Genomic DNA, 17,942 nt, shown 5'->3' with positions numbered 1-17,942 from the left:
AATCAGAATTGGGCGACACGGGTTCGGGGGCCCGGGATTATTCCTTTGGCGGCTCGGCCGGAACCGGTGCGCTGCCAAGCCCATTGATGCTGCGCGCCCTGATACGCGGCTTGAAGGCCCTGCCCGGCTCGGCCTGGCGACGCAGCACCGGATGCACGATCGGCTCCTTCGCCTTGAAAGCGTAGGCTTTGATCAGCGCAAAATAGTTCGGATAGGCATAACCATTGTTCATCCGCAGCCACTCGTCGCGGCGGTCGCGAAACAGCTTGGGCAGCTTGTACCAGGCCACAGTCGGCGTCTTGTGGTGCACGAAGTGCAGATTGTTGTTGAGGAACAGGAACGACAGCGGCGAGCGCTCGATGATCACCGTGCGGCCTTCCGGATGCTCCGACCATTGATGCTCGGCAAAGGTGCGGATCGCAATCAGCGACTGGCCGAGCCAGACCGGCGCCAGAATGTAGAGCCACAGCGGAATGCCGAACCCGAACTGCACGATCGGGGCCACGATGGCGAGGCCGATCGCATGCAGCAGCCAGGCTTTGCGGATCGCCTTGTCGCCGGCCATAATCTGCTTGGCGTCGTCGATGAAGAAGCCGATGCAGGACAGCCAGGGGCCGAGGAAGAAACGACCGGCCATGGTGTTGTTGATCTTGAGCAGGAATTTCATCGTCGGCGGCAGATCGTCGTGATGCCACAGCGCCTTGTAATAGCTCTCGGGATCGTCGAGGGGATCGGTCAGCCGCTCATCGGCATGGTGGCGCAAGTGCAGCGTCTTGAAGCGGCGGAACGGCCAGACGAGGCCGATCGGCAGGAAGACGAAGGCTTCGTTGATCAACGCGCTGCGCGTCGGATGGCCATGCAGCACTTCGTGCATGATCGACGACTGCAGTGCCAGGACAAAGCCGAGAATGAGGAGAGCCAGGATCGGGTAGGACGGCCAGAGCAGGAACCCGGCGGCGAGCCACGTTCCGTAACAGAAGACTGCGAGGACCACGGTCGGCCACTCGATGGCCGTTGCGCTGCGTCGCTTGATGCTCTTGCCTGCCATGCTATCGACCACTGTCCCTCAGTCGCCGGAACCCCAATTGGTTCCTGACAGCATAGTGTCAGGAGAAATGATTCCACTCAACGCGACAAAGTGCACAAAATGTTGCCATTGCGCATTTTTGGCTGCATATGTTGCACATTGTAAACAACCTTAGGGATTCATTTACGCCTGGGGAGCCTGATCGGTGGACCTCGGCGCAAATTTTTCCTAAGAGCAGGTGGAGAACGAACGGTGGACAAACGCGACCTGTCAGCAATCTTTAGGGAGCGTCTGAAGCTTCTCCTGACACGATCCGATCTCAACCAGTCGGCATTCGCGTCTGCTGTCGGCATCGATCGGTCGGCGCTATCGCAGCTGATGTCCGGCGCCTCGACGCGCCTGCCGCGTGCCGAAACGCTGCTCAACATCGCCGCTGAATTCAAGGTGTCGCTGGACTGGCTGCTTGGCCTCAGCCAGGACGAAGGTGTCACCGGTGAAATCCGCGAAAGCCTGGAGATCGAGGAAGCACGCGACGGTTTCGACCGCACGCTGCTCGCCAAATGGTTCGCCGAAGCGGCGGGCACCAAGATCCGCTATGTACCGGCCGGCATTCCCGATCTTCTGCGAACGCACGCGCTTGTCGACTACGAAGCCAACATCACCAACCGGAGCCGTCTGACGCAGGCTAACGAAACCCAGTACCGCATCGAATACAACCGGCGTCCTGAGACCGACATGGAGGTCTGCATGCCGCGCCACACGCTGGAGATTTTTGCGCGCGGCCTCGGCGTCTGGGACCGTTTTCCGGAGGCTGACCGCCGGCAGCAGCTCGCCCATATGGCGACGCTGCTTGACGATCTCTATCCGACCTTCCGCCTGTTCCTCTATGATGGCCGCATGCGGTATTCGATCCCGCTGACCATCTTCGGCCCTTACCGGGCCGCCATCTATGTCGGCGACATGTATGTCGTGCTGAACGCCACGCAACCGGTCCAGGCGCTGACCCAGCATTTCGACAATCTGATCCGCGTTGCCGACATCAACCCGCACGAGGCCGCCGCTTTCGCGCGCAATCTGGCCGGCATGTCGTTTCCATCAGGCTCTGTCTGATCGGCCGCAACCGTGGTCATTGGAGTCCCTGACCCCTACATGGTCGAGGGCCAGAACTATTGCCGAAGGACAATCCATGCCAGAGCCACGCCGTATCGTCGTCCCTCCCCAGTCGGGCCGCTCCATCCACGTCAAACGCGGCGATCTCATCCGCATCATCGACCCTAAGGGTCAGCAGGTCGCCGATCTCTGGGCGTTCGCCACCGCCGATCAACTCGACTGGCTGAGCACGTCGCAGACCCGCGACATCACCGAGCGCCTTTTCCCCGGCATTGGCGACCATTTCTACAGTGCCGCCGCCAAGCCGATGCTGACACTGGTCGAGAATGCATCGCCCGGCCCGCATGACATGCTCTACCCCGCTTGTGACTCGGCCCTCTACGAACGCGCCGGCTTTCCCAACCACCCGAATTGCCGGGACAATCTGATGCAGGCGTTGGCCAGCGAGGGCATATTGCTGCCCTTTGCCCCCGATCCCGTCGATCTCTTCCAGAATTCCTTGCCGCAGCCGGACGGACGGCTGGTGGTCGAGGCCTCGATCAATCCGCCTGGCGGCAATGTGACGTTGCGCGCCGAACAGGATTTGCTGCTGGTGGTTACCGCCTGTTCGGTCGACTATTACCCGACCAATGGCGGGGTCTGCACCGAAATCGCCGTCGAGATCACCTCCGGATCGTGAGCAACGGCTTCAGCCGGAAGGTTGCGGCAAAACATTGACTAGACATAAAGACTTCTTTATATCCTTATTCGAATTCGAAACACGAAAGCCAATCCGATGACGACGACCAACCCGATCGATGCGCTGCTGGCTGAAAAGGGTGTGCTGCTGGCCGATGGCGCCACCGGCACCAATCTGTTCGCCATGGGCCTGGAGGCCGGCGAGGCGCCGGAGTTGCTGAACGAGACAGCGCCCGACACCATCACCAGCCTGCATCAGAACTTCGTCGATGCCGGCGCCGACATCATCCTCACCAACTCCTTTGGCGGCACCCGCCATCGGCTCAAGCTCCACCATGCGCAGGACCGTGTGCATGCGCTGAACAAGCGCGCCGCCGAGATTGCGCGCGCGGTTGCCGACAAGGCCGGCCGCAAGGTGATCGTTGCCGGCTCGGTCGGCCCGACCGGCGAACTGCTCGTACCGCTCGGCGCCATGACCTATGACGAGGCGGTCGAGGCCTTTGCCGAACAGATCGAGGGACTCAAGGAAGGCGGCGCTGAAGTCGCCTGGATCGAAACCATGTCGGCGCCCGACGAAATCCGCGCTGCCGCCGAAGCGGCGATCCGCGTCGGCCTGCCCTACACCTATACCGGGTCGTTCGATACCGCGGGCCGCACCATGATGGGCCTGCTGCCCAAGGATATCCACGGCGTCGTTGACGGGCTGTCTGAAGCACCGCTCGGCGTCGGCGCCAATTGCGGCGTCGGTGCCTCCGACATCCTTGCATCGCTGCTCGACATGACCGAGGCGAAACCGCAGGCAACCGTCATCGTCAAGGGCAATTGCGGCATTCCCGAATTCCGCGGCACCGAGATCCACTATTCCGGCACGCCCGAGTTGATGGCCGACTATGTCCGCCTTGCGGTCGATAGCGGCGCGAAAATCATCGGCGGCTGCTGCGGCACCTCGTTCCAGCATCTTGCCGCCATGCGCAAGGCGCTCGACGCGCACACCAAGGCGGATCGCCCGACGGTCGCGGCAATTGTCGAGCGCATCGGCCCGATGCGCAACAAGGTGGCGACCGAAAACACCGCCGAGACCAGCGAAGCCCGCCGCGAACGGCGCCGCAGCCGGGCCTGAAGCTTCTGATTATTCGCTGTTGTCAGCGTAGCTCGACTGCGCCGACTTGAAATCGACCACATTGTCGCCGCGCATCGTCATCAGGGCGCCCGAGGCGCCCGGATCGGTGATCTGTTCCAGCATGGCGCGAAAGCGGTCGTTGGTCAGTGCCGACATGGCGGTATTGCGCGCCTGTGCGACATCGTCGCTGATGCGCCTGGATTCGGATGACGGGGCTGACGAAACTGCCGAAGCGTCTCGTGCCGGCGGTGTCGAGTTGGCGATAGTCCTGATCTGCAATTCCGGCTCCCTCAAGCCCCGTAGATATGTCTGATGTAACAAGAGGACATTGCGATCCGGTACCGGAAATACCGCGCAATTTAACGATCATGCGGTTAGGGCTGGGCCTAGGATCTGTTGAGATTCAGGTCAGGCCGCGCTGAGTATGGTTGTTTCCGAGAACCGGCCTTCGCCGGCCGTAGCCTTCATAGAGCGGAGGCATTTCTGAGGGCTTCGGCCGGCGAAGGCCGGAGCGGAGCGTACTTTTGGGTACGTGAGCACAGTTCTACTGCGACGCAGTAGAACGGGGAAGCACAGGAAGCCGTCGTTTGCAGGCGGGCCTCACCTGAATATCGACGGATCCGAAAAAAAGGCCGGCAAGGGAATAACCCCTCGCCGGCCTGCCTCACCCGCCCGTAGGCCGGTTTCCCGTATCAGAACGATCCCATCTGAAAGAAACCGGCCGTCATCGCCACTACCGGTTACCGCCCAGCGCCGAGGCAAGGCGCACGAGTGAGAGGAACTCTGACCTGTACCCAAACGGGTCGGCTCCTCGGGCGGCAGTGGCAATCTCCATGATCTTGTCGTAACCGAACTTGGCGGTCGCATCTTCGTCGCGCAGCTTCTGGCCGAAGGCGGCAACCGCGACGGAGAAACGCTGGTCGGTGCTGGCCTGGTCGAAGGACGCCACCTCGTTGGCTGATGTCACCGGCGTGGTGATCAGCTTCGAGACGTCCTCGGTCGGCAGCTTGTAGCGGATCTTGACGAAGGCATATTCGTCCGCATTGGCGACGCCGCCATTGTTCACCGTTGCCTGGCCGTAGCGCAGCGGGTCGATCTGTTCGCCGCCGCTGCCTTTCGGCGTGATCTCGTAGATCGCGGTGACGGAATGGCCCGAGCCGATATCGCCGGCATCGACCCGGTCATTGTTGAAGTCCTCGCGGTTGAGCGCCCGGGTCTCGTAGCCAATCAGCCGGTATTCCGAGACTTTGTTCGGATTGAACTCGACCTGGATCTTCACGTCCTTGGCGATCGGGAACAGCGTCGAAGAGGCATCCTCGACCAGCACCTTCTCCGCTTCGGCCAGCGTATCGATATAGGCAGCGGTGCCGTTGCCGTTCTGGGCAATGGTCTGCATCATCTGGTCGTTCAGATTGTCGTGGCCGAAGCCGAACACCGACAGGAAGACGCCGGACTTGCGCTCCTGTTCGATCAGGCGCTTCAGATCATCATCGTCGCTCTGGCCGACATTGAAGTCGCCATCGGTGGCCAGCATCACCCGGTTGACACCGTCCTTGATGAAGGATTGCTGGGCAAGCTTGTAGGCTTCCTTGATGCCGGCCTCACCGGCCGTCGAACCGCCGGGCGTCAGATTGTCGATGGCATTGAGAATCTTGTCCTTTTCGGCAGCCTTGGTCGGCATCAGCACGGTGCCGGCCTCTCCGGCATAGGTGACGATGGAGATCGTGTCGTCGGCCTTCAGCTTGCTGACCAGCAGGCGGAATGCCGATTTGAGCAGCGGCAGCTTGTCCGGCTCGTCCATCGAACCCGAGACATCGATCAGGAACACCAGATTGGCCTTCGGCTGCTCGGTCGGCTTGATGTCGAAGCCCTTGATGGCGACATGCATCAGCTTGGTGTGCTCGTTCCACGGCGTCGGCATGACGCTGACGGTCGAGTTGAATGGCGTCGACGCCGAGTCCGGCCCCTTCCAGTCATAGGGGAAGTAATTGATCATCTCCTCGACACGCACCGTGTCGGCCTGCGGTACCGACCCTTCCTTCAGCGAACGGCGCACGAAGGAATAGGAGGCAGTGTCGACATCGATCGAGAAGGTCGAGACCGGGTCTGCGAGTGCCGCATGCACGGGATTGGTCTTGAAGTCCTCGATGCGGTTGCGGTTTTCCTCTTGCGGCGCGATCTGGTCCGCCGGTGCGGTGGGCAGCGGCGCCATCAGCTTGGATTCAGCAGCCGGCATACGGGCAACCCGCGACGTGCTGGGCGCGCTTGCAGCTCCATCCAATGCGAATTCACCAGTCGGCGCCGGCGGTGCCGGCTCGGCAACTATGCCACGCTCCGCAGCAGTCTGCTGAGCGGTCCCACCGGCCTGGGGCGCTTCCGGTTTTGCCGGGTCTGACGGCGCAACCAGGACCTCGCGGACATCGCGGCTTTCCACATCCGCGTCGGCCTTCTTGTCCTTCGCCAGTTCCGTCGGAGCCTGCTTCGGCTCGGCGGCGATCGGCTTCAAGGTCGCCGGCTTGTCGGCCAGCGTCTCGGTGATCTTCTGGTCGCCGCCGAATTTGGGCGGCTGCTCCCTCAGCAGATGGAAGGTGGCGTATCCGGCGATCGGCAGGGCGACAAGCCCGGCAAGGGCCGGCGTGGCAATGAGTTTCTTTTGCATGATCTCGCTCCAGAGCTTTTGTGCTCGCTCTGTGAGACGAAGGCCGCCGACCGATCCTTGGGTGACAGCGGAAATATTTTCCTGATCATAGGCGCGCAGGGCGGCTTCGAAGGCGCGCGCCTTCGCGCTCTCGCCCGGTGCCGGTACGGCTGCGTCGCGCAGTCTGTTGAGTTCGTTGTCGTCGACCATGGTCACACTTCCCCGGCCGAACGCATCAGCGTCTTCAGCCGTTTCTTCGCTTCATGGATGTGCCAGGAAACCGTCGTCTCCGAGATCGCCATCGCCTCGGCGGCGGCCGCGTGGCTCCAGCCCTCGCCATAGACCAGCAGCACCGCGTCGCGCTGCTTGTCCGGCAATTGCCGCACCGCCGCCCAGAGTGCCTCGGCGGGATCCTCGCTCTCGGCCGGTGTCTCTCCTGAAATCAGGGCATGGACGCCGTAAGCCTCGGTCTTCACCGTCTCGCGCGCGGTCTTGCGCATCATGTCGCGCGCCGCATTCATCGTCACGGAATAGAGCCATGTCGTGAAAGCGCCACCGCCGCGATAGTCGCGGATCGCCTTGCCGAGCCGGACGCAGACTTCCTGGGCGATGTCTTCGGCATCGGCCTTCTTGCCGCACCAGCGATAAGCGGCGCGATAGACGAAGTCGTAGTGACGCTCCAGCAATTTGCCGAAGGCCCCCCTGTCTCCGCCCTTCGCCCGCCCGATCAGTTCGGCGTCGGAGGCTTCGCTCTCATCCAGCATCATCGCCATCATTTGTCAGTTGGACGAAGGCTAATGGCCAATCCTTGGGGTTATGGAAAGATTTTTTTCAGCGCAGCGCTTTTGACGCTCGGATGCCCGCTCGGATGGCTTCACATGAGGCGCAAGAAAGCGTGACCTGTCGTCATCGGCCATAACACTGGCAATTCCATCTCGACTCGGGTCTCTGGTTCTCTTGCCCAACAAGGAGATGGCCACAGCCGGAACGTTGAACATGTCGGAACCGGAAGCACCATCCGCCCCCAGCAGTTCGCAGCTGTTCTGGATTTTCACCCGCATCGCCTTGACGAGTTTCGGCGGTGGACTGAGCGGCTGGCTGCTGCGGGAATTTGTTCAAAACCGCAAATGGATGACGCAGGAGGAATTTCTCAACGGCTTGTCGATTTCCCAGGCGCTGCCGGGTGTGAACGTCAAGAACATGGCGGTCTGGATCGGCTACCGGCTGCTCGGCTGGCGCGGCGCCATCATTGGTTTTGTCGGCATCATCGTTCCGCCAGCCATCGTCATCGTCCTGTTGGGAACGCTGTTCTCCTCGTTATCGCGCTATCCGCTGACGCATGTGGCGTTGACCGGAGCCGCGGCGGCAGCCGTTGGTCTTTCGCTGTCGATGGGCATCACCGCCGCGCGAGCCGTGCCTCGAAACGCCTTTCCCATTGCGATCATGGCCGCCACATTCGTTGCCGTCGCACTTCTGCACTGGCCGCTCTTCTGGGTCGTCCTCGCCGCCGGTTTCGTCAGCGTGGCCTATGCCTACGCCAGGGCAAGTTGATGAGCGACGACCCACACAATTCGTTGTTGCTGAGCCTGCTGGCGGTATTTGCTCCACTTTCGCTCGTGACCATCGGCGGCGGACAAAGCGCCATTGCCGACATCAACCGGCAGGTCGTCGATGTCCACCAGTGGATGACCCAGGCGCAATTCGTCGATGCGTTTGCCATTTCGCGCATGGCCCCGGGGCCGGGATCCCTGCTGGTTACCTTAATTGGCTGGCAAGTCGCAGGGTTCTGGGGCGCTGTCGTTTCAACGGTGGCGATTTTCGGCCCAACCACCTTTCTGATCTACGCGGTCGCTCATATGTGGTCCCGCAACAGCGGCGCGCGCTGGAAGCGAGCTCTGGAGACCGGGCTCCGGCCGGTCGCCGCCGGGATGATCTTAGCTGCGACCTACGTGTTGCTGCAGGCCATCGATGGCGGCTGGTTCGCACGCGCCGTGGCATTCGCATCAACGGCAACACTGCTTTGGACCAGGGTCAATCCGCTTCTGTTGATTGGCGCCGGCGTGGCTATTTTTATCGGACTTCACGCTATGAACCTGGTCTAGGCAACCACAGCCTATGCGGCCTGTCCCGCCACCCAGCCCGATGACCATGCCCACTGGAAATTGTAGCCGCCAAGCCAGCCGGTGACATCGACGACTTCACCGATGAAAAACAGCCCCGGCACGGATTTCGCCTGCATCGTCTTCTGATCAAGTGCGTTGGTATCGACCCCGCCCAGCGTCACTTCGGCGGTACGGTAACCCTCGGAACCCGCCGGCTTGATGCGCCAGTCATTGACCGCGGCCGTGACCGTTTTGATCTGCGCGTCCGACAGGTCGGCGAGATTGCCATCGATGCCGGTGCGCTCGGCGATCGATTGCGCAAGGCGCTTCGGCAGATGATTTGCCAGCACTGTCTGCACCGCTTGCCGCCCATTGCCGCGCCTGGCAGTGCGAATGATATCAGCCACATCCAGCCCCGGCAGCATGGCGATGCGGATTTCGTCGCCCTCGCGCCAATAGGAAGAGATCTGCAGGATGGACGGTCCGCTGACACCGCGATGCGTGAACAGCATCGCTTCTAAAAACCGCACCTTGCCGCAGGCAACCTCCGCGTCAACGGCATTGCCGGCCAACGGCGCCAGCCGCTCGAGCGTTTTGGCGTCGAAGGTCAGCGGCACCAGCGCCGGCCGCGTTTCGACAATGCCAAGCCCAAACCGTTCGGCAATCTCATAGCCGAAGCCCGTCGCCCCCATTTTCGGTATCGACTTGCCGCCGCAGGCGACGACCAGGGACTGACAGGTGACCGTGCCGGTGGAGAGTGTGAGCACGAACCCTTCCCCGCTCCTGCGCACATCCCTGACCAGCGTCGACAGGGCCAGTTCGACGCCCCTGCCCTGCATTTCCGAGACCAGCATGTCGATGATCTGGCGCGCGGAACCGTCGCAGAATAGCTGTCCCAGCGTCTTTTCGTGATAGGCAATCCTGTGCCGTTCGACGAGCCCGATGAAGTCGCGCTGCGTGTAGCGGCTGAGCGCCGAAATGCAGAAATGCGGATTGCCGGAGAGAAAGTTCTTCGGGCTGGCGTGGATGTTGGTGAAATTGCACCGGCCGCCGCCGGAGATGCGGATCTTCTCGCCAGGCATCGCGGCATGATCGAGGATCAGCACCGAACGGCCACGCTTGGCCGCCTCCACGGCGCACATCATTCCGGCGGCACCAGCGCCGATGATCACGACATCGTAGGATTGCATCAGGCGAACCATTCCCGCTCGGCCCGCTCATTCAGGGAGCCGCCGCTGCCTGATACCGCGAACGGTTCGGGCAGCCAACAGGCAAGAACAGCCGCGCTAAAACTCAGATCAGCGTTTCGGCGAACAGCGCCGTCAATCGCTTCCAATGGCGCTCAGCGCCAGCTTCGTTATAGACGCTGTGATCCGGCACGCACCAGCCATGTGCCATGCCGACATAATTCTCCAGCACATGATCGACTTCCGCATCCCTGAACGCCTCGGCCAGGCGCGTCGACTGCTCCGGCGGAAAGCTCCGGTCGACGCCCGCCATGCCGACATAGACGCGCGCCTTGAAGGATGCCGCCTTGCGGTGCGGGCTGTCCTCGGCATCGCTGGCGAGATTGCCCCCATGAAAACTGGCGGCGGCCTTGATCCTGTCGGGATAGGTCGCGGCGGCATTCAGTGCCCGCGCGCCGCCCATGCAATAGCCGACGGTGCCGATCGGCCCGGTGACGCCTTCGGCGGCGAGCGCATCGAGAAAGGCGGCGCTGTCACTGATGGTCATTTCCTGCGTCGTGCCGGTGACCAGCGCCATCAGCGCTGTCTTGGTCTTTTCCTCGATAAACGCGGTCTTGGCATCGAACGGACCATAGGGGGCGTTGCGATAGAATAGATCGGGCACCAGCACCGCATAACCTTCATTCGCCAGCCGTTCGGCCATGTCGTCGAGCGCCGGGCGCGGACCAAAGGCGTCCTGGTAGAGAATGACACCGGCCTTGGCCGGGGACGTCTTGGCCGAGCGGAACAGGCCCGCCTTCGCCGTACCATCCCTCGTCTTGATCTGAAGGTCCTGCTTCGTCATTGCCTGCTCCGTTCATCCGATGGGCGATACATATCCGCGCAAACCGCCACGGCAAGGCGTTCCCCGAGCCGGCCGGTCAACATTTCGTGCAGGATCACGTGACGCGTTTGTGGCCCGGGCAGACTTGTTCGGGTCAGCCCTGATCCTCGACGGACATGGTCCTGGCGCCGACATGCAACGCACGTCCGGCGCCGAACCCCATGATGGCAGCACCTAGTCCGAGCAGCACGAACAGGAAAGCCGATTCCGAAAAACTGCCGGTCCAGCCGCGGATCAGACCCACCAGCAGCGGACCGAACGCCGCAAGCACATAGCCCACGCCTTGCGCCATGCCCGAAAGATGCGCCGCGACATGCGAGTCCGGCGAACGCAGTACAATCAGGGTCATGGCGGCGGCGATCAGGCCACCCTGCCCGATGCCTTGCAGGATCGCCCAGAACAGCACGGTCGAGGTCGGCGCAAACAGAATGCCGAGCAGCGCAACCACGGCGATGCCGACCAGCGCCACGTTGATGCCGCGCTGGTCCTTGAGCCGCACGGCAATGGATGGCACGGCAAGGCAAGTGATGACCTGCGCCATCACAGACACCGAAGCGATGGCGCCGGCGGTTGGTCCGTCGAAGCCGCGTTCGCGCAGGATCGGCGCCAGCCAGCCGAAGATGCAATAGGCAAGCGCTGACTGCAGGCCCATGAACAAAGTCACCTGCCAGGCCAGGCGGTCGCGCCACAGGCCGACGACGCGAAAGCCGCGATGGCTGACTTGACGCCGGCTGCCCAGCGCCTGCGGAATCCAGATCAACAGCATAAGCAATGTCGGCAGCGCCCACGCACCGAGCGCGCCGGACCACGAACCTGTGACAAAATGCTCGATCGGCAGGGTGAGGCCGGCGGCAGCGGCCGAACCGGCGCACAGCGCCATGGTGTAAAGTCCGGTCATGACGGCGGCCTTGTCGGCAAAATCGCGCTTGACCAGACCCGGCAGCAGCACGTTGCCGATGGCAATGGCGCCGCCGGCAAGGAAGGTGGCGACAAACAGCAGCGGCACCGAGCCGAACCAGCGTAGCCCGGTTCCCAGCGCCAACAGCACCAGCGCGCCGAGCAAGGTGCGCTCCGCCCCGTAGCGCTGGGCAAGTCTGGGCGCAAAGGGCGCGAACAGGCCGAGGCACAGCACGGGCAGCGTCGTCAGCAGACTGGCGCCGGTCGTCGAAAGACCGGTCGCCTGCATCACTTCGGGCAACAGCACCGACAGGCTGGAAAACAGCGGCCGCAAATTGAAGGCGATCAGCACGAGGCTCGCGCCAAGCACGATGCGCCCGGCACGGTTGCGCAGTTCCGGCGGCTGCGGCTGCGGCAGGCTGTCGGCTTCGGCATCGATGAGGTCCAGCCCCTCGACCGCATTAGCCTTCGGGGCGGACTGGTGAAAAATCTGGTTCATTGGGAAAGCAGTCTTTCAAGCTGGGCAAGCACCGGCGCCATGAAAGCGCGGACGGCGGCAACCGCACGGTCCGGATCGTTCGCGGCGATGGCGTCGACAATTGCCGCGTGGGCCTGCTGATCAGGCTCGGGCAGCTCGCCGCCGATGGTGGCGTGGATGGTTTCGGTGATGGCGGCGGTGAAGAAGTCGTAAAGCTCCATCATCGCTCTGTTGCCGGACGCCGCGACGACCGATTTGTGGAAAGCGAGGTCGCGCCGGATGAAGGCTTCGCTGCCACCGTCGGCGACAGTGCCGCGTTCGGCAAGCAGCCGGCGCATCCTCTCAAGATCGACAGGTGTGTGACGCAAGGCGGCAAGCCGTGCGGCCTCCAGGTCGAGTGCGGCCCGCGCCTCCCATTGGTCGCGCAAACCAGTCCGCTTGACGCGGTCGAGCGCCGCTGACGAATCGACAGTCGAACGCACATAGGTGCCCGAACCCTGGCGCGTATCCAGCAATCCTTGTGAGACCAGCACCCTCACCGCCTCGCGCACGGTGCCTCGGCTGACCGACAGAAGGTCGCTGAGAGCCGCCTCATTGGGAATACGCTCGCCGACGCCCCAGCGGCCGCCGACGATTTCAGCGCGCAAGCTCCCGGTCGCGCTGTCGGTGAGATTGGTTCGGATGGCAGGTTGCATCGGCCTATTCATCAAGTCATCGGATGACTTGATGAATAGGCCACCTTCCGGGAACCGTCAAGCTACTGATCGAGACAGAAGCTCACCAAGCGGTGGCGTCGATTAGCTGGCGACCCGTGAAAAACTCACCATGTGAAACGCCTGGACCTCAGGTGGATACCGATAAGACGTGCCATAGGGGCACGCATTGCGGTCAAGGCAGCCGCCGCTGCGGCACGGCTCGCCATTTGCTCCCCGCACATGTGCCAGGCAGGCCTGGTAGGCAAAGCCTTCCCTGGAATAGGCATCGACCGGACAGGATTTCAGGCAGGGTTTGTCGACACAGGCGTTGCAAAGGTGGGTTGCCTCGCCCTGCTCCGGAAGCGCGATTTCCTCCTCGAACAGCAGCGCGCCGCGATAGGCATGCCAAAGCCCGTATTGCGGATGCATGAGGATGCCGAGCGGCGATGGTTTCAGCCCTTCGGCCCGCATCGCCCATTGCTGGAACGGCAGGTAAGGCTTGTCCGAGGGCGAAACGGCGCGTGCGCCGAATGCCTCCGCTACAGCGCCAATCACCTGCCGTGACCAGCTGTCGAGCGGATTGGCGATTGTCTGTGGCTGCCCTTCGCGCCAGCGCAGAAAATGCGGCCAGGGTTCCGCCCCCGCCTGCCCGATCAAAAGCGCGGATTTGGCTGAAGCACCAGACAAACCGGAGGGTGCTTCCTCACCTCCGGCGAACGCCACCCCACCACGCAGAACGAGGCCATTGGCGGAAAGCGCGGCGGCTATCTCATCAGCCATGCCTCCGCGCGCAGTCATCCCTTCTTGTCCGGATCGGAGAAGGCGCTCCGCCAGACTTCCTTGTGGATGATGTTGGCGACTTTAGCCCCGCCTGATTCGGGCTCCTTTCAAGTGAAGGCGTCGGGCATCGACCCCTTCTTCTTGGCGATGAAGTCCTTCAGCGCCTCGTCGATGCTCGGATCGAGATAAGGCGCCTCATAGCTTTCCAGCCAGCGGCGGGCGAGATCGTTGGCACGTTGCGGCGCGGTCTTCTCGCCTTCGGCCAGCCATTGCTCGTAGGAATTGTTGTCGGCGATGTTGGAGCGGTAGAAGGCGGTCTGGAAATTCGCTTGTGTGTGGTCGCAGCCGAGATAGTGGCTGCCCGGTCCGACCTGGCGGATGGCGTCCATCGCCTGGCCGTTCTCCGACAGGTCGACGCCTTCGGAGAATTTCTGCGTCATGCCGAGCTGGTCGATGTCCATCATGAATTTTTCGTAGCAGGACGCCAGCCCACCCTCGAGCCAGCCGGCCGAGTGGAGGACAAAGTTGGTGCCTGCCAAAATGGTCGAGTTCAGCGTGTTGGCGCTTTCGTAGGCGGCCTGAGCGTCCGGAACCTTTGATGCGCAGAGCGAACCGCCGGTACGGAACGGCAGGCCGAGGCGGCGTGCGAGCTGTGCGGCGCCATAGGATACCAGCGACGGCTCCGGCGTGCCGAAGGTTGGCGCGCCCGACTGCATCGAGATCGACGAGGCAAAGGTGCCGAACAGCACTGGCGCGCCCGGCCGGATCAGCTGCGTGAACGACGCGCCGGCCAGCACTTCGGCCAGGACCTGCGTCAGCGTGCCGGCGACCGTCACCGGGCTCATCGCGCCGGCGAGGATGAACGGCGTGACGATGCAGGCCTGGTTGTGACGCGAATAAACCTTCAGCGCGCCGAGCATTGTCTCGTCGAACACCATCGGCGAGTTGGCGTTGATCAGGCTGGTCAACACCGTGTTGTTCTCGACGAAGTCGTCACCGAACACGATCTTGGCCATGGCCACCGTGTCCTCGGCGCGTTCCGGCGCGGTCACCGAGCCCATGAACGGCTTGTCCGAATACTTTATGTGCGAATAGATCATATCGAGATGGCGCTTGTTGACCGGCACGTCGACCGGCTCGCACACCGTGCCACCCGAATGGTGGATCGACGGCGCCATATAGGCGAGCTTCACGAAATTCTGGAAATCCTCGATCGTCGCGTAGCGCCTGACACCGTCGAGGTCGCGCACGAAGGGCGGGCCATAGACCGGCGCGAAGACGGTGGCGTTGCCGCCGATCTGTACCGAGCGCTCGGAATTGCGGGCATGCTGGGTGTAGATGGACGGAGCGGTCTTGAGCAGCGAGCGGCACAGTCCCTTCGGGAAGTGCACGCGCTCGCCCTTGACGTCGGCGCCGGCCTCTTTCCAAAGCTGCAGCGCTTCGGCATCGTCACGGAAGATGATGCCGATCTCTTCGAGCACCGTGTCGGTGTTCTTCTCGATCAGCGCCAGTCCTTCCTCGTTCAGCACCTCATAAACGTTGATCTTGCGCTTGATATAGGTGAGCTGCGTGCCTGGGCCACCGCCCGAGCGTGCCGCGCGTCTTGCCGCCGCGCCGCCGCTGGCAGCGCGTCCACGCCGCGCGTTTGACGCTTCCTGGTCGACTGCCGCGTGTTCGCTCATGATCGCTCTTCCCTAAATATGGCCTGGCCTGACGATGGCTGGTCCGTAACCGTTGTAGCCGCATGGCGCGGCTTTGCCCGGATCGTAGCCATGCACCCTATTCGAAACGGCCCGTCCGCGCCAACGCCTGTCGCAAAATCGACAAGAAAACCAATAGATTTTCCAGTCGCTTTCCTTTTGCGGGAAGTCGCAAATCAGCTATGGATACACGCCCCCAGCGGGTTAGGTATGAACGCGAATATTTTGTGCCTTGCGACGCAGTCGCGATGCCGGCAGGAGCTCGATACATATGTCCGACGACGAGATCATCCTTTCCGAACTTTCCGACGATGAGTTGGTGCAGCAGATGCACGACGACCTCTATGACGGGCTGAAGGAAGAGATCGAGGAAGGCACCAACATCCTGCTGGAACGCGGCTGGGTGCCCTACAAGGTGCTGACCGAAGCGCTGGTCGAAGGCATGCGCATCGTCGGCGAGGATTTCCGGGACGGCATCCTGTTTGTTCCCGAAGTGCTGTTGTCGGCCAACGCCATGAAGGCCGGCATGTTCATCCTGCGTCCGCTGCTCGCCGCCACCGGCGCGCCCAAGCAGGGCAAGATGGTGATCGGCACCGTCAAGGGCGACATCCACGACATCGGCAAGAACCTCGTCGGCATGATGATGGAAGGCGCCGGCTTCGACGTCATCGATCTTGGCATCAACAACGCGGTCGAGAAATATCTCGATGCGATCGAACAGCACCAGCCCGACATCATCGGCATGTCGGCACTGCTGACCACCACCATGCCCTACATGAAGGTCGTCATCGACACGATGAAGGAAAAGGGCATCCGAGACGACTATGTCGTGCTGGTGGGCGGCGCGCCGCTGAACGAGGAATTCGGCAAGGCCGTCGGCGCCGACGCCTATTGCCGCGATGCCGCGGTGGCTGTCGAGACCGCCAAGGACTTCATGAAGCGTAAGCACAACGTGCGCGCTTCGGCCTAAACAAGAGCACCTTTGCAAGGCGGCTGGAGAGAGATCTGAGGCTTAGGATTAGAGTAGTTTTTGCGATGTCTAATTGATGTTCTTCAGATAGTTGTCCGTTAGATCCTTACAAAAATTGACTTTTGATACTTTAACTGCGTCGACGTTGGCGCATTCCTTTTTTACGAAGTCCGAAAGCTGCTGAAGAGGTGCAATTCTACTATTCAAGCCATCGATCTGCTTGGACAGAGCCAGCAACCGATCATTCCCTGGCTTAACGTCAAGAACAACATCTCGATAGTAAAGATAGGAGACTAAAAGCGAGTACATGAGAAAAATCGGCGTAGCCACAATTAAAAGACGGTAAGAAACCGGTGGTCTGGATTCGGCTTTCCTGAATTCGGATGCGCTGTCGCGCAAGCCCTGATGTTCAACGGAAAAATCTTCCGGCCTCTTATCTCGCCAATTTACCATTTGGTTATCTCATATCGGTCCAGACGCCTCGACCAAGATTCCCAGCAATCCGCCCTCGCTCCCCCCAGCCTCCGTCCCGCAAATACCCATCCCAGTCCCGGCCGAACCTACCAAGACACTTAGTTTCAGCCCTTTGATTCCTGCAAGCCTGTTTACGAGGGGGCGATAGTGTCCCTTTGCTCGCTTTATCGCCGTGTCGTCGATTTCCTGCAACTGATCTATTTTATTAATAAACAAGACGACCGAATCTCCAGACTTTGTGTTCTGCGTGATCAATTGCACCATTTCGTCGCTATATATTTCCAGATTCTCCGCTATTCTTTCAAGATTAAATTCTTTTCGCCGCGGAACGCCGTCGAGGTGGCCAACTGGCGGAAACAGATCAACAACGACAATGACGCATTTTTTTAAAAGCGCAATTTCTGAATCCTTGAAGAAGTCGGTTGAAAATATTGATCGGAAATTCTGGCCGACGTGGTCGCTGATGTACATCCGCACGAGCCTTCGGAAGGTCTGATTTTGCTTCCTGACAGTTACCTCGTTAACAAGTGAATAAGTTAGAGCCTCCGCAGTAGCGACATCAGGATCCGCGTGCTCTGAAGCAGAGAGCGCCTTCACAATGGACGTTTTGCCACAGCCACCAATTCCAACCACCATAGCGCTAAGACCGAAGGTTTCATACTTTGGTGCGCGTTGAATATATGGATCGGCTAACCGAGCCTTAAATCTCGCTATTTGGTTGCGCATGAATTGATTCAGAGAAGCCAAAAGCAATGACAATGCCAGGAACAAGGTAGCGACAATTTCGGCTATATTCTCGTTGAATTTTTTCCAGACAATAATAGTTGTGCTACCGAGATATTCGTCGCACCCCTTTGTGGCAATTTCAATTTTTGTCTTACACTCAGCGGAATCCGGCACCAAACCCTCACATTGATCGGCGAAAGATTTCGCCTCACAATACGATATTGATGGAACAAAATCCTTCGCAAAGCCAAGGCTTGTCATCAAGCAAAGAAAAATAGCCGTCGAGGCGACCCGCTGTCGTTTCATTGTACCCCCTCACCAAGCATACGCATTTATCTATTTGTGTCAACGTTTTCACTTATATTGGTGATCTATGATTCGTCCTCGCTGCTATTGCCAAGGGAGAGCGACTTTTCCGCATGACAATTACAATCTAATTGAGAAAGTAGCGCGCCTATCCGTCGACAACGGTCGAGA

Annotated in this window: 18 protein-coding genes; 6 read left to right on the top strand and 12 right to left on the bottom strand. The window is 60.9% G+C overall.

Annotated elements, in window-relative coordinates:
* Positions 1–37: 37 nt before the first annotated feature.
* On the bottom strand, positions 38–1,048 hold the full coding sequence (locus tag EB235_RS19145; protein ID WP_027029453.1) for a fatty acid desaturase: 1,011 nt from the start codon (positions 1,046–1,048) through the stop codon (positions 38–40).
* A gap of 231 nt (positions 1,049–1,279) precedes the next feature.
* Between EB235_RS19145 and EB235_RS19140 the strand changes: the two genes are divergently transcribed.
* The 3 genes from EB235_RS19140 (at position 1,280) to bmt (ending at position 3,935) form a co-directional block, all read left to right on the top strand.
* Complete coding sequence (locus EB235_RS19140) at positions 1,280–2,137, top strand: helix-turn-helix domain-containing protein (RefSeq protein WP_027029454.1); 858 nt, start codon at positions 1,280–1,282, stop codon at positions 2,135–2,137.
* Between the two features lie 76 nt (positions 2,138–2,213).
* Positions 2,214–2,816 (top strand): DUF1989 domain-containing protein, encoded by a 603-nt coding sequence (locus EB235_RS19135; protein WP_027029455.1) that lies wholly within the window; start codon positions 2,214–2,216, stop codon positions 2,814–2,816.
* Between the two features lie 96 nt (positions 2,817–2,912).
* The gene (gene bmt, locus EB235_RS19130) at positions 2,913–3,935 is read left to right on the top strand and encodes a betaine--homocysteine S-methyltransferase (RefSeq protein WP_027029456.1); all 1,023 of its coding nucleotides are present in this window, start codon (positions 2,913–2,915) and stop codon (positions 3,933–3,935) included.
* A gap of 9 nt (positions 3,936–3,944) precedes the next feature.
* Here the strand turns inward: bmt and EB235_RS19125 are convergent, their stop codons facing one another.
* The 3 genes from EB235_RS19125 to EB235_RS19115 form a co-directional block, all read right to left on the bottom strand.
* Positions 3,945–4,214, bottom strand: a complete 270-nt coding sequence (locus EB235_RS19125; RefSeq protein WP_027029457.1) for a hypothetical protein — start codon at positions 4,212–4,214, stop codon at positions 3,945–3,947.
* A 454-nt stretch (positions 4,215–4,668) separates the two neighbouring features.
* The gene (locus tag EB235_RS19120) at positions 4,669–6,783 is read right to left on the bottom strand and encodes a VWA domain-containing protein (RefSeq protein WP_027029458.1); all 2,115 of its coding nucleotides are present in this window, start codon (positions 6,781–6,783) and stop codon (positions 4,669–4,671) included.
* Between the two features lie 2 nt (positions 6,784–6,785).
* Positions 6,786–7,346 (bottom strand): RNA polymerase sigma factor, encoded by a 561-nt coding sequence (locus EB235_RS19115; RefSeq protein WP_027029459.1) that lies wholly within the window; start codon positions 7,344–7,346, stop codon positions 6,786–6,788.
* A 223-nt stretch (positions 7,347–7,569) separates the two neighbouring features.
* Between EB235_RS19115 and EB235_RS19110 the strand changes: the two genes are divergently transcribed.
* Together EB235_RS19110 and EB235_RS19105 are read left to right on the top strand one after the other, a co-directional pair.
* The gene (locus EB235_RS19110; RefSeq protein ID WP_208603619.1) at positions 7,570–8,124 is read left to right on the top strand and encodes a chromate transporter; all 555 of its coding nucleotides are present in this window, start codon (positions 7,570–7,572) and stop codon (positions 8,122–8,124) included.
* Positions 8,124–8,675 carry a chromate transporter gene (locus EB235_RS19105; RefSeq protein WP_027029461.1) on the top strand — a complete coding sequence of 184 codons (552 nt, stop codon included), beginning with the start codon at positions 8,124–8,126 and terminating at the stop codon, positions 8,673–8,675. The genes EB235_RS19110 and EB235_RS19105 overlap by 1 nt, the downstream gene beginning before the upstream one ends.
* An 11-nt stretch (positions 8,676–8,686) precedes the next feature.
* Here the strand turns inward: EB235_RS19105 and EB235_RS19100 are convergent, their stop codons facing one another.
* The 6 genes from EB235_RS19100 to EB235_RS19075 all read right to left on the bottom strand — a co-directional run bounded on the left by EB235_RS19100 (position 8,687) and on the right by EB235_RS19075 (position 15,277).
* Positions 8,687–9,865 carry an NAD(P)/FAD-dependent oxidoreductase gene (locus EB235_RS19100; protein WP_027029462.1) on the bottom strand — a complete coding sequence of 393 codons (1,179 nt, stop codon included), beginning with the start codon at positions 9,863–9,865 and terminating at the stop codon, positions 8,687–8,689.
* A gap of 103 nt (positions 9,866–9,968) precedes the next feature.
* The gene (locus tag EB235_RS19095; protein ID WP_027029463.1) at positions 9,969–10,706 is read right to left on the bottom strand and encodes a dienelactone hydrolase family protein; all 738 of its coding nucleotides are present in this window, start codon (positions 10,704–10,706) and stop codon (positions 9,969–9,971) included.
* Between the two features lie 133 nt (positions 10,707–10,839).
* Positions 10,840–12,141, bottom strand: a complete 1,302-nt coding sequence (locus EB235_RS19090) for a CynX/NimT family MFS transporter (protein WP_027029464.1) — start codon at positions 12,139–12,141, stop codon at positions 10,840–10,842.
* On the bottom strand, positions 12,138–12,815 hold the full coding sequence (locus EB235_RS19085) for a FadR/GntR family transcriptional regulator (protein WP_027029465.1): 678 nt from the start codon (positions 12,813–12,815) through the stop codon (positions 12,138–12,140). Before EB235_RS19085 ends, EB235_RS19090 begins: the two co-directional genes overlap by 4 nt.
* 102 nt (positions 12,816–12,917) lie before the next feature.
* Positions 12,918–13,595, bottom strand: coding sequence for a hypothetical protein (locus EB235_RS19080; protein WP_432431135.1), 678 nt, complete (start codon positions 13,593–13,595; stop codon positions 12,918–12,920).
* A gap of 107 nt (positions 13,596–13,702) precedes the next feature.
* Complete coding sequence (locus EB235_RS19075) at positions 13,703–15,277, bottom strand: trimethylamine methyltransferase family protein (protein ID WP_027029467.1); 1,575 nt, start codon at positions 15,275–15,277, stop codon at positions 13,703–13,705.
* Positions 15,278–15,566: 289 nt separating this feature from the next.
* On the opposite strand from EB235_RS19075, the gene EB235_RS19070 reads away from it, so the two are divergent.
* Entirely contained in the window at positions 15,567–16,265 is a 699-nt protein-coding gene (locus EB235_RS19070) for a corrinoid protein (protein WP_027029468.1), read from the top strand.
* A 69-nt stretch (positions 16,266–16,334) separates the two neighbouring features.
* On the opposite strand, the gene EB235_RS19065 is transcribed toward EB235_RS19070, so the two are convergent.
* A complete protein-coding gene (locus EB235_RS19065) occupies positions 16,335–16,718 on the bottom strand; it encodes a hypothetical protein (RefSeq protein ID WP_155256290.1) in 384 nt (127 codons plus the stop codon).
* 9 nt (positions 16,719–16,727) lie between these two features.
* On the bottom strand, positions 16,728–17,771 hold the full coding sequence (locus tag EB235_RS19060; protein WP_027029470.1) for a GTPase domain-containing protein: 1,044 nt from the start codon (positions 17,769–17,771) through the stop codon (positions 16,728–16,730).
* Positions 17,772–17,942 lie beyond the last annotated feature (171 nt).

Origin of the sequence: Mesorhizobium loti R88b, from assembly GCF_013170845.1 — a bacterium.
GTDB lineage: Bacteria > Pseudomonadota > Alphaproteobacteria > Rhizobiales > Rhizobiaceae > Mesorhizobium > Mesorhizobium loti_B.
The sequence above is the reverse complement of the archived record's forward strand: the minus strand, read 5'-3'. Positions and strand labels throughout refer to the sequence as shown.

Bases quoted from the DNA above. Each gene is read 5' to 3' on its own strand.
- EB235_RS19145 (WP_027029453.1), bottom strand. From the start codon at position 1,048: ATGGCAGGCAAGAGCATCAAGCGACGCAGCGCAACGGCCATCGAGTGG.
- EB235_RS19135 (WP_027029455.1), top strand. From the start codon at position 2,214: ATGCCAGAGCCACGCCGTATCGTCGTCCCTCCCCAGTCGGGCCGCTCC.
- bmt (WP_027029456.1), top strand. From the start codon at position 2,913: ATGACGACGACCAACCCGATCGATGCGCTGCTGGCTGAAAAGGGTGTG.
- EB235_RS19120 (WP_027029458.1), bottom strand. From the start codon at position 6,783: ATGGTCGACGACAACGAACTCAACAGACTGCGCGACGCAGCCGTACCG.
- EB235_RS19115 (WP_027029459.1), bottom strand. From the start codon at position 7,346: ATGGCGATGATGCTGGATGAGAGCGAAGCCTCCGACGCCGAACTGATC.
- EB235_RS19110 (WP_208603619.1), top strand. From the start codon at position 7,570: ATGTCGGAACCGGAAGCACCATCCGCCCCCAGCAGTTCGCAGCTGTTC.
- EB235_RS19105 (WP_027029461.1), top strand. From the start codon at position 8,124: ATGAGCGACGACCCACACAATTCGTTGTTGCTGAGCCTGCTGGCGGTA.
- EB235_RS19100 (WP_027029462.1), bottom strand. From the start codon at position 9,865: ATGCAATCCTACGATGTCGTGATCATCGGCGCTGGTGCCGCCGGAATG.
- EB235_RS19095 (WP_027029463.1), bottom strand. From the start codon at position 10,706: ATGACGAAGCAGGACCTTCAGATCAAGACGAGGGATGGTACGGCGAAG.
- EB235_RS19090 (WP_027029464.1), bottom strand. From the start codon at position 12,141: ATGAACCAGATTTTTCACCAGTCCGCCCCGAAGGCTAATGCGGTCGAG.
- EB235_RS19085 (WP_027029465.1), bottom strand. From the start codon at position 12,815: ATGCAACCTGCCATCCGAACCAATCTCACCGACAGCGCGACCGGGAGC.
- EB235_RS19080 (WP_432431135.1), bottom strand. From the start codon at position 13,595: ATGGCTGATGAGATAGCCGCCGCGCTTTCCGCCAATGGCCTCGTTCTG.
- EB235_RS19075 (WP_027029467.1), bottom strand. From the start codon at position 15,277: ATGAGCGAACACGCGGCAGTCGACCAGGAAGCGTCAAACGCGCGGCGT.
- EB235_RS19070 (WP_027029468.1), top strand. From the start codon at position 15,567: ATGTCCGACGACGAGATCATCCTTTCCGAACTTTCCGACGATGAGTTG.
- EB235_RS19065 (WP_155256290.1), bottom strand. From the start codon at position 16,718: ATGGTAAATTGGCGAGATAAGAGGCCGGAAGATTTTTCCGTTGAACAT.
- EB235_RS19060 (WP_027029470.1), bottom strand. From the start codon at position 17,771: ATGAAACGACAGCGGGTCGCCTCGACGGCTATTTTTCTTTGCTTGATG.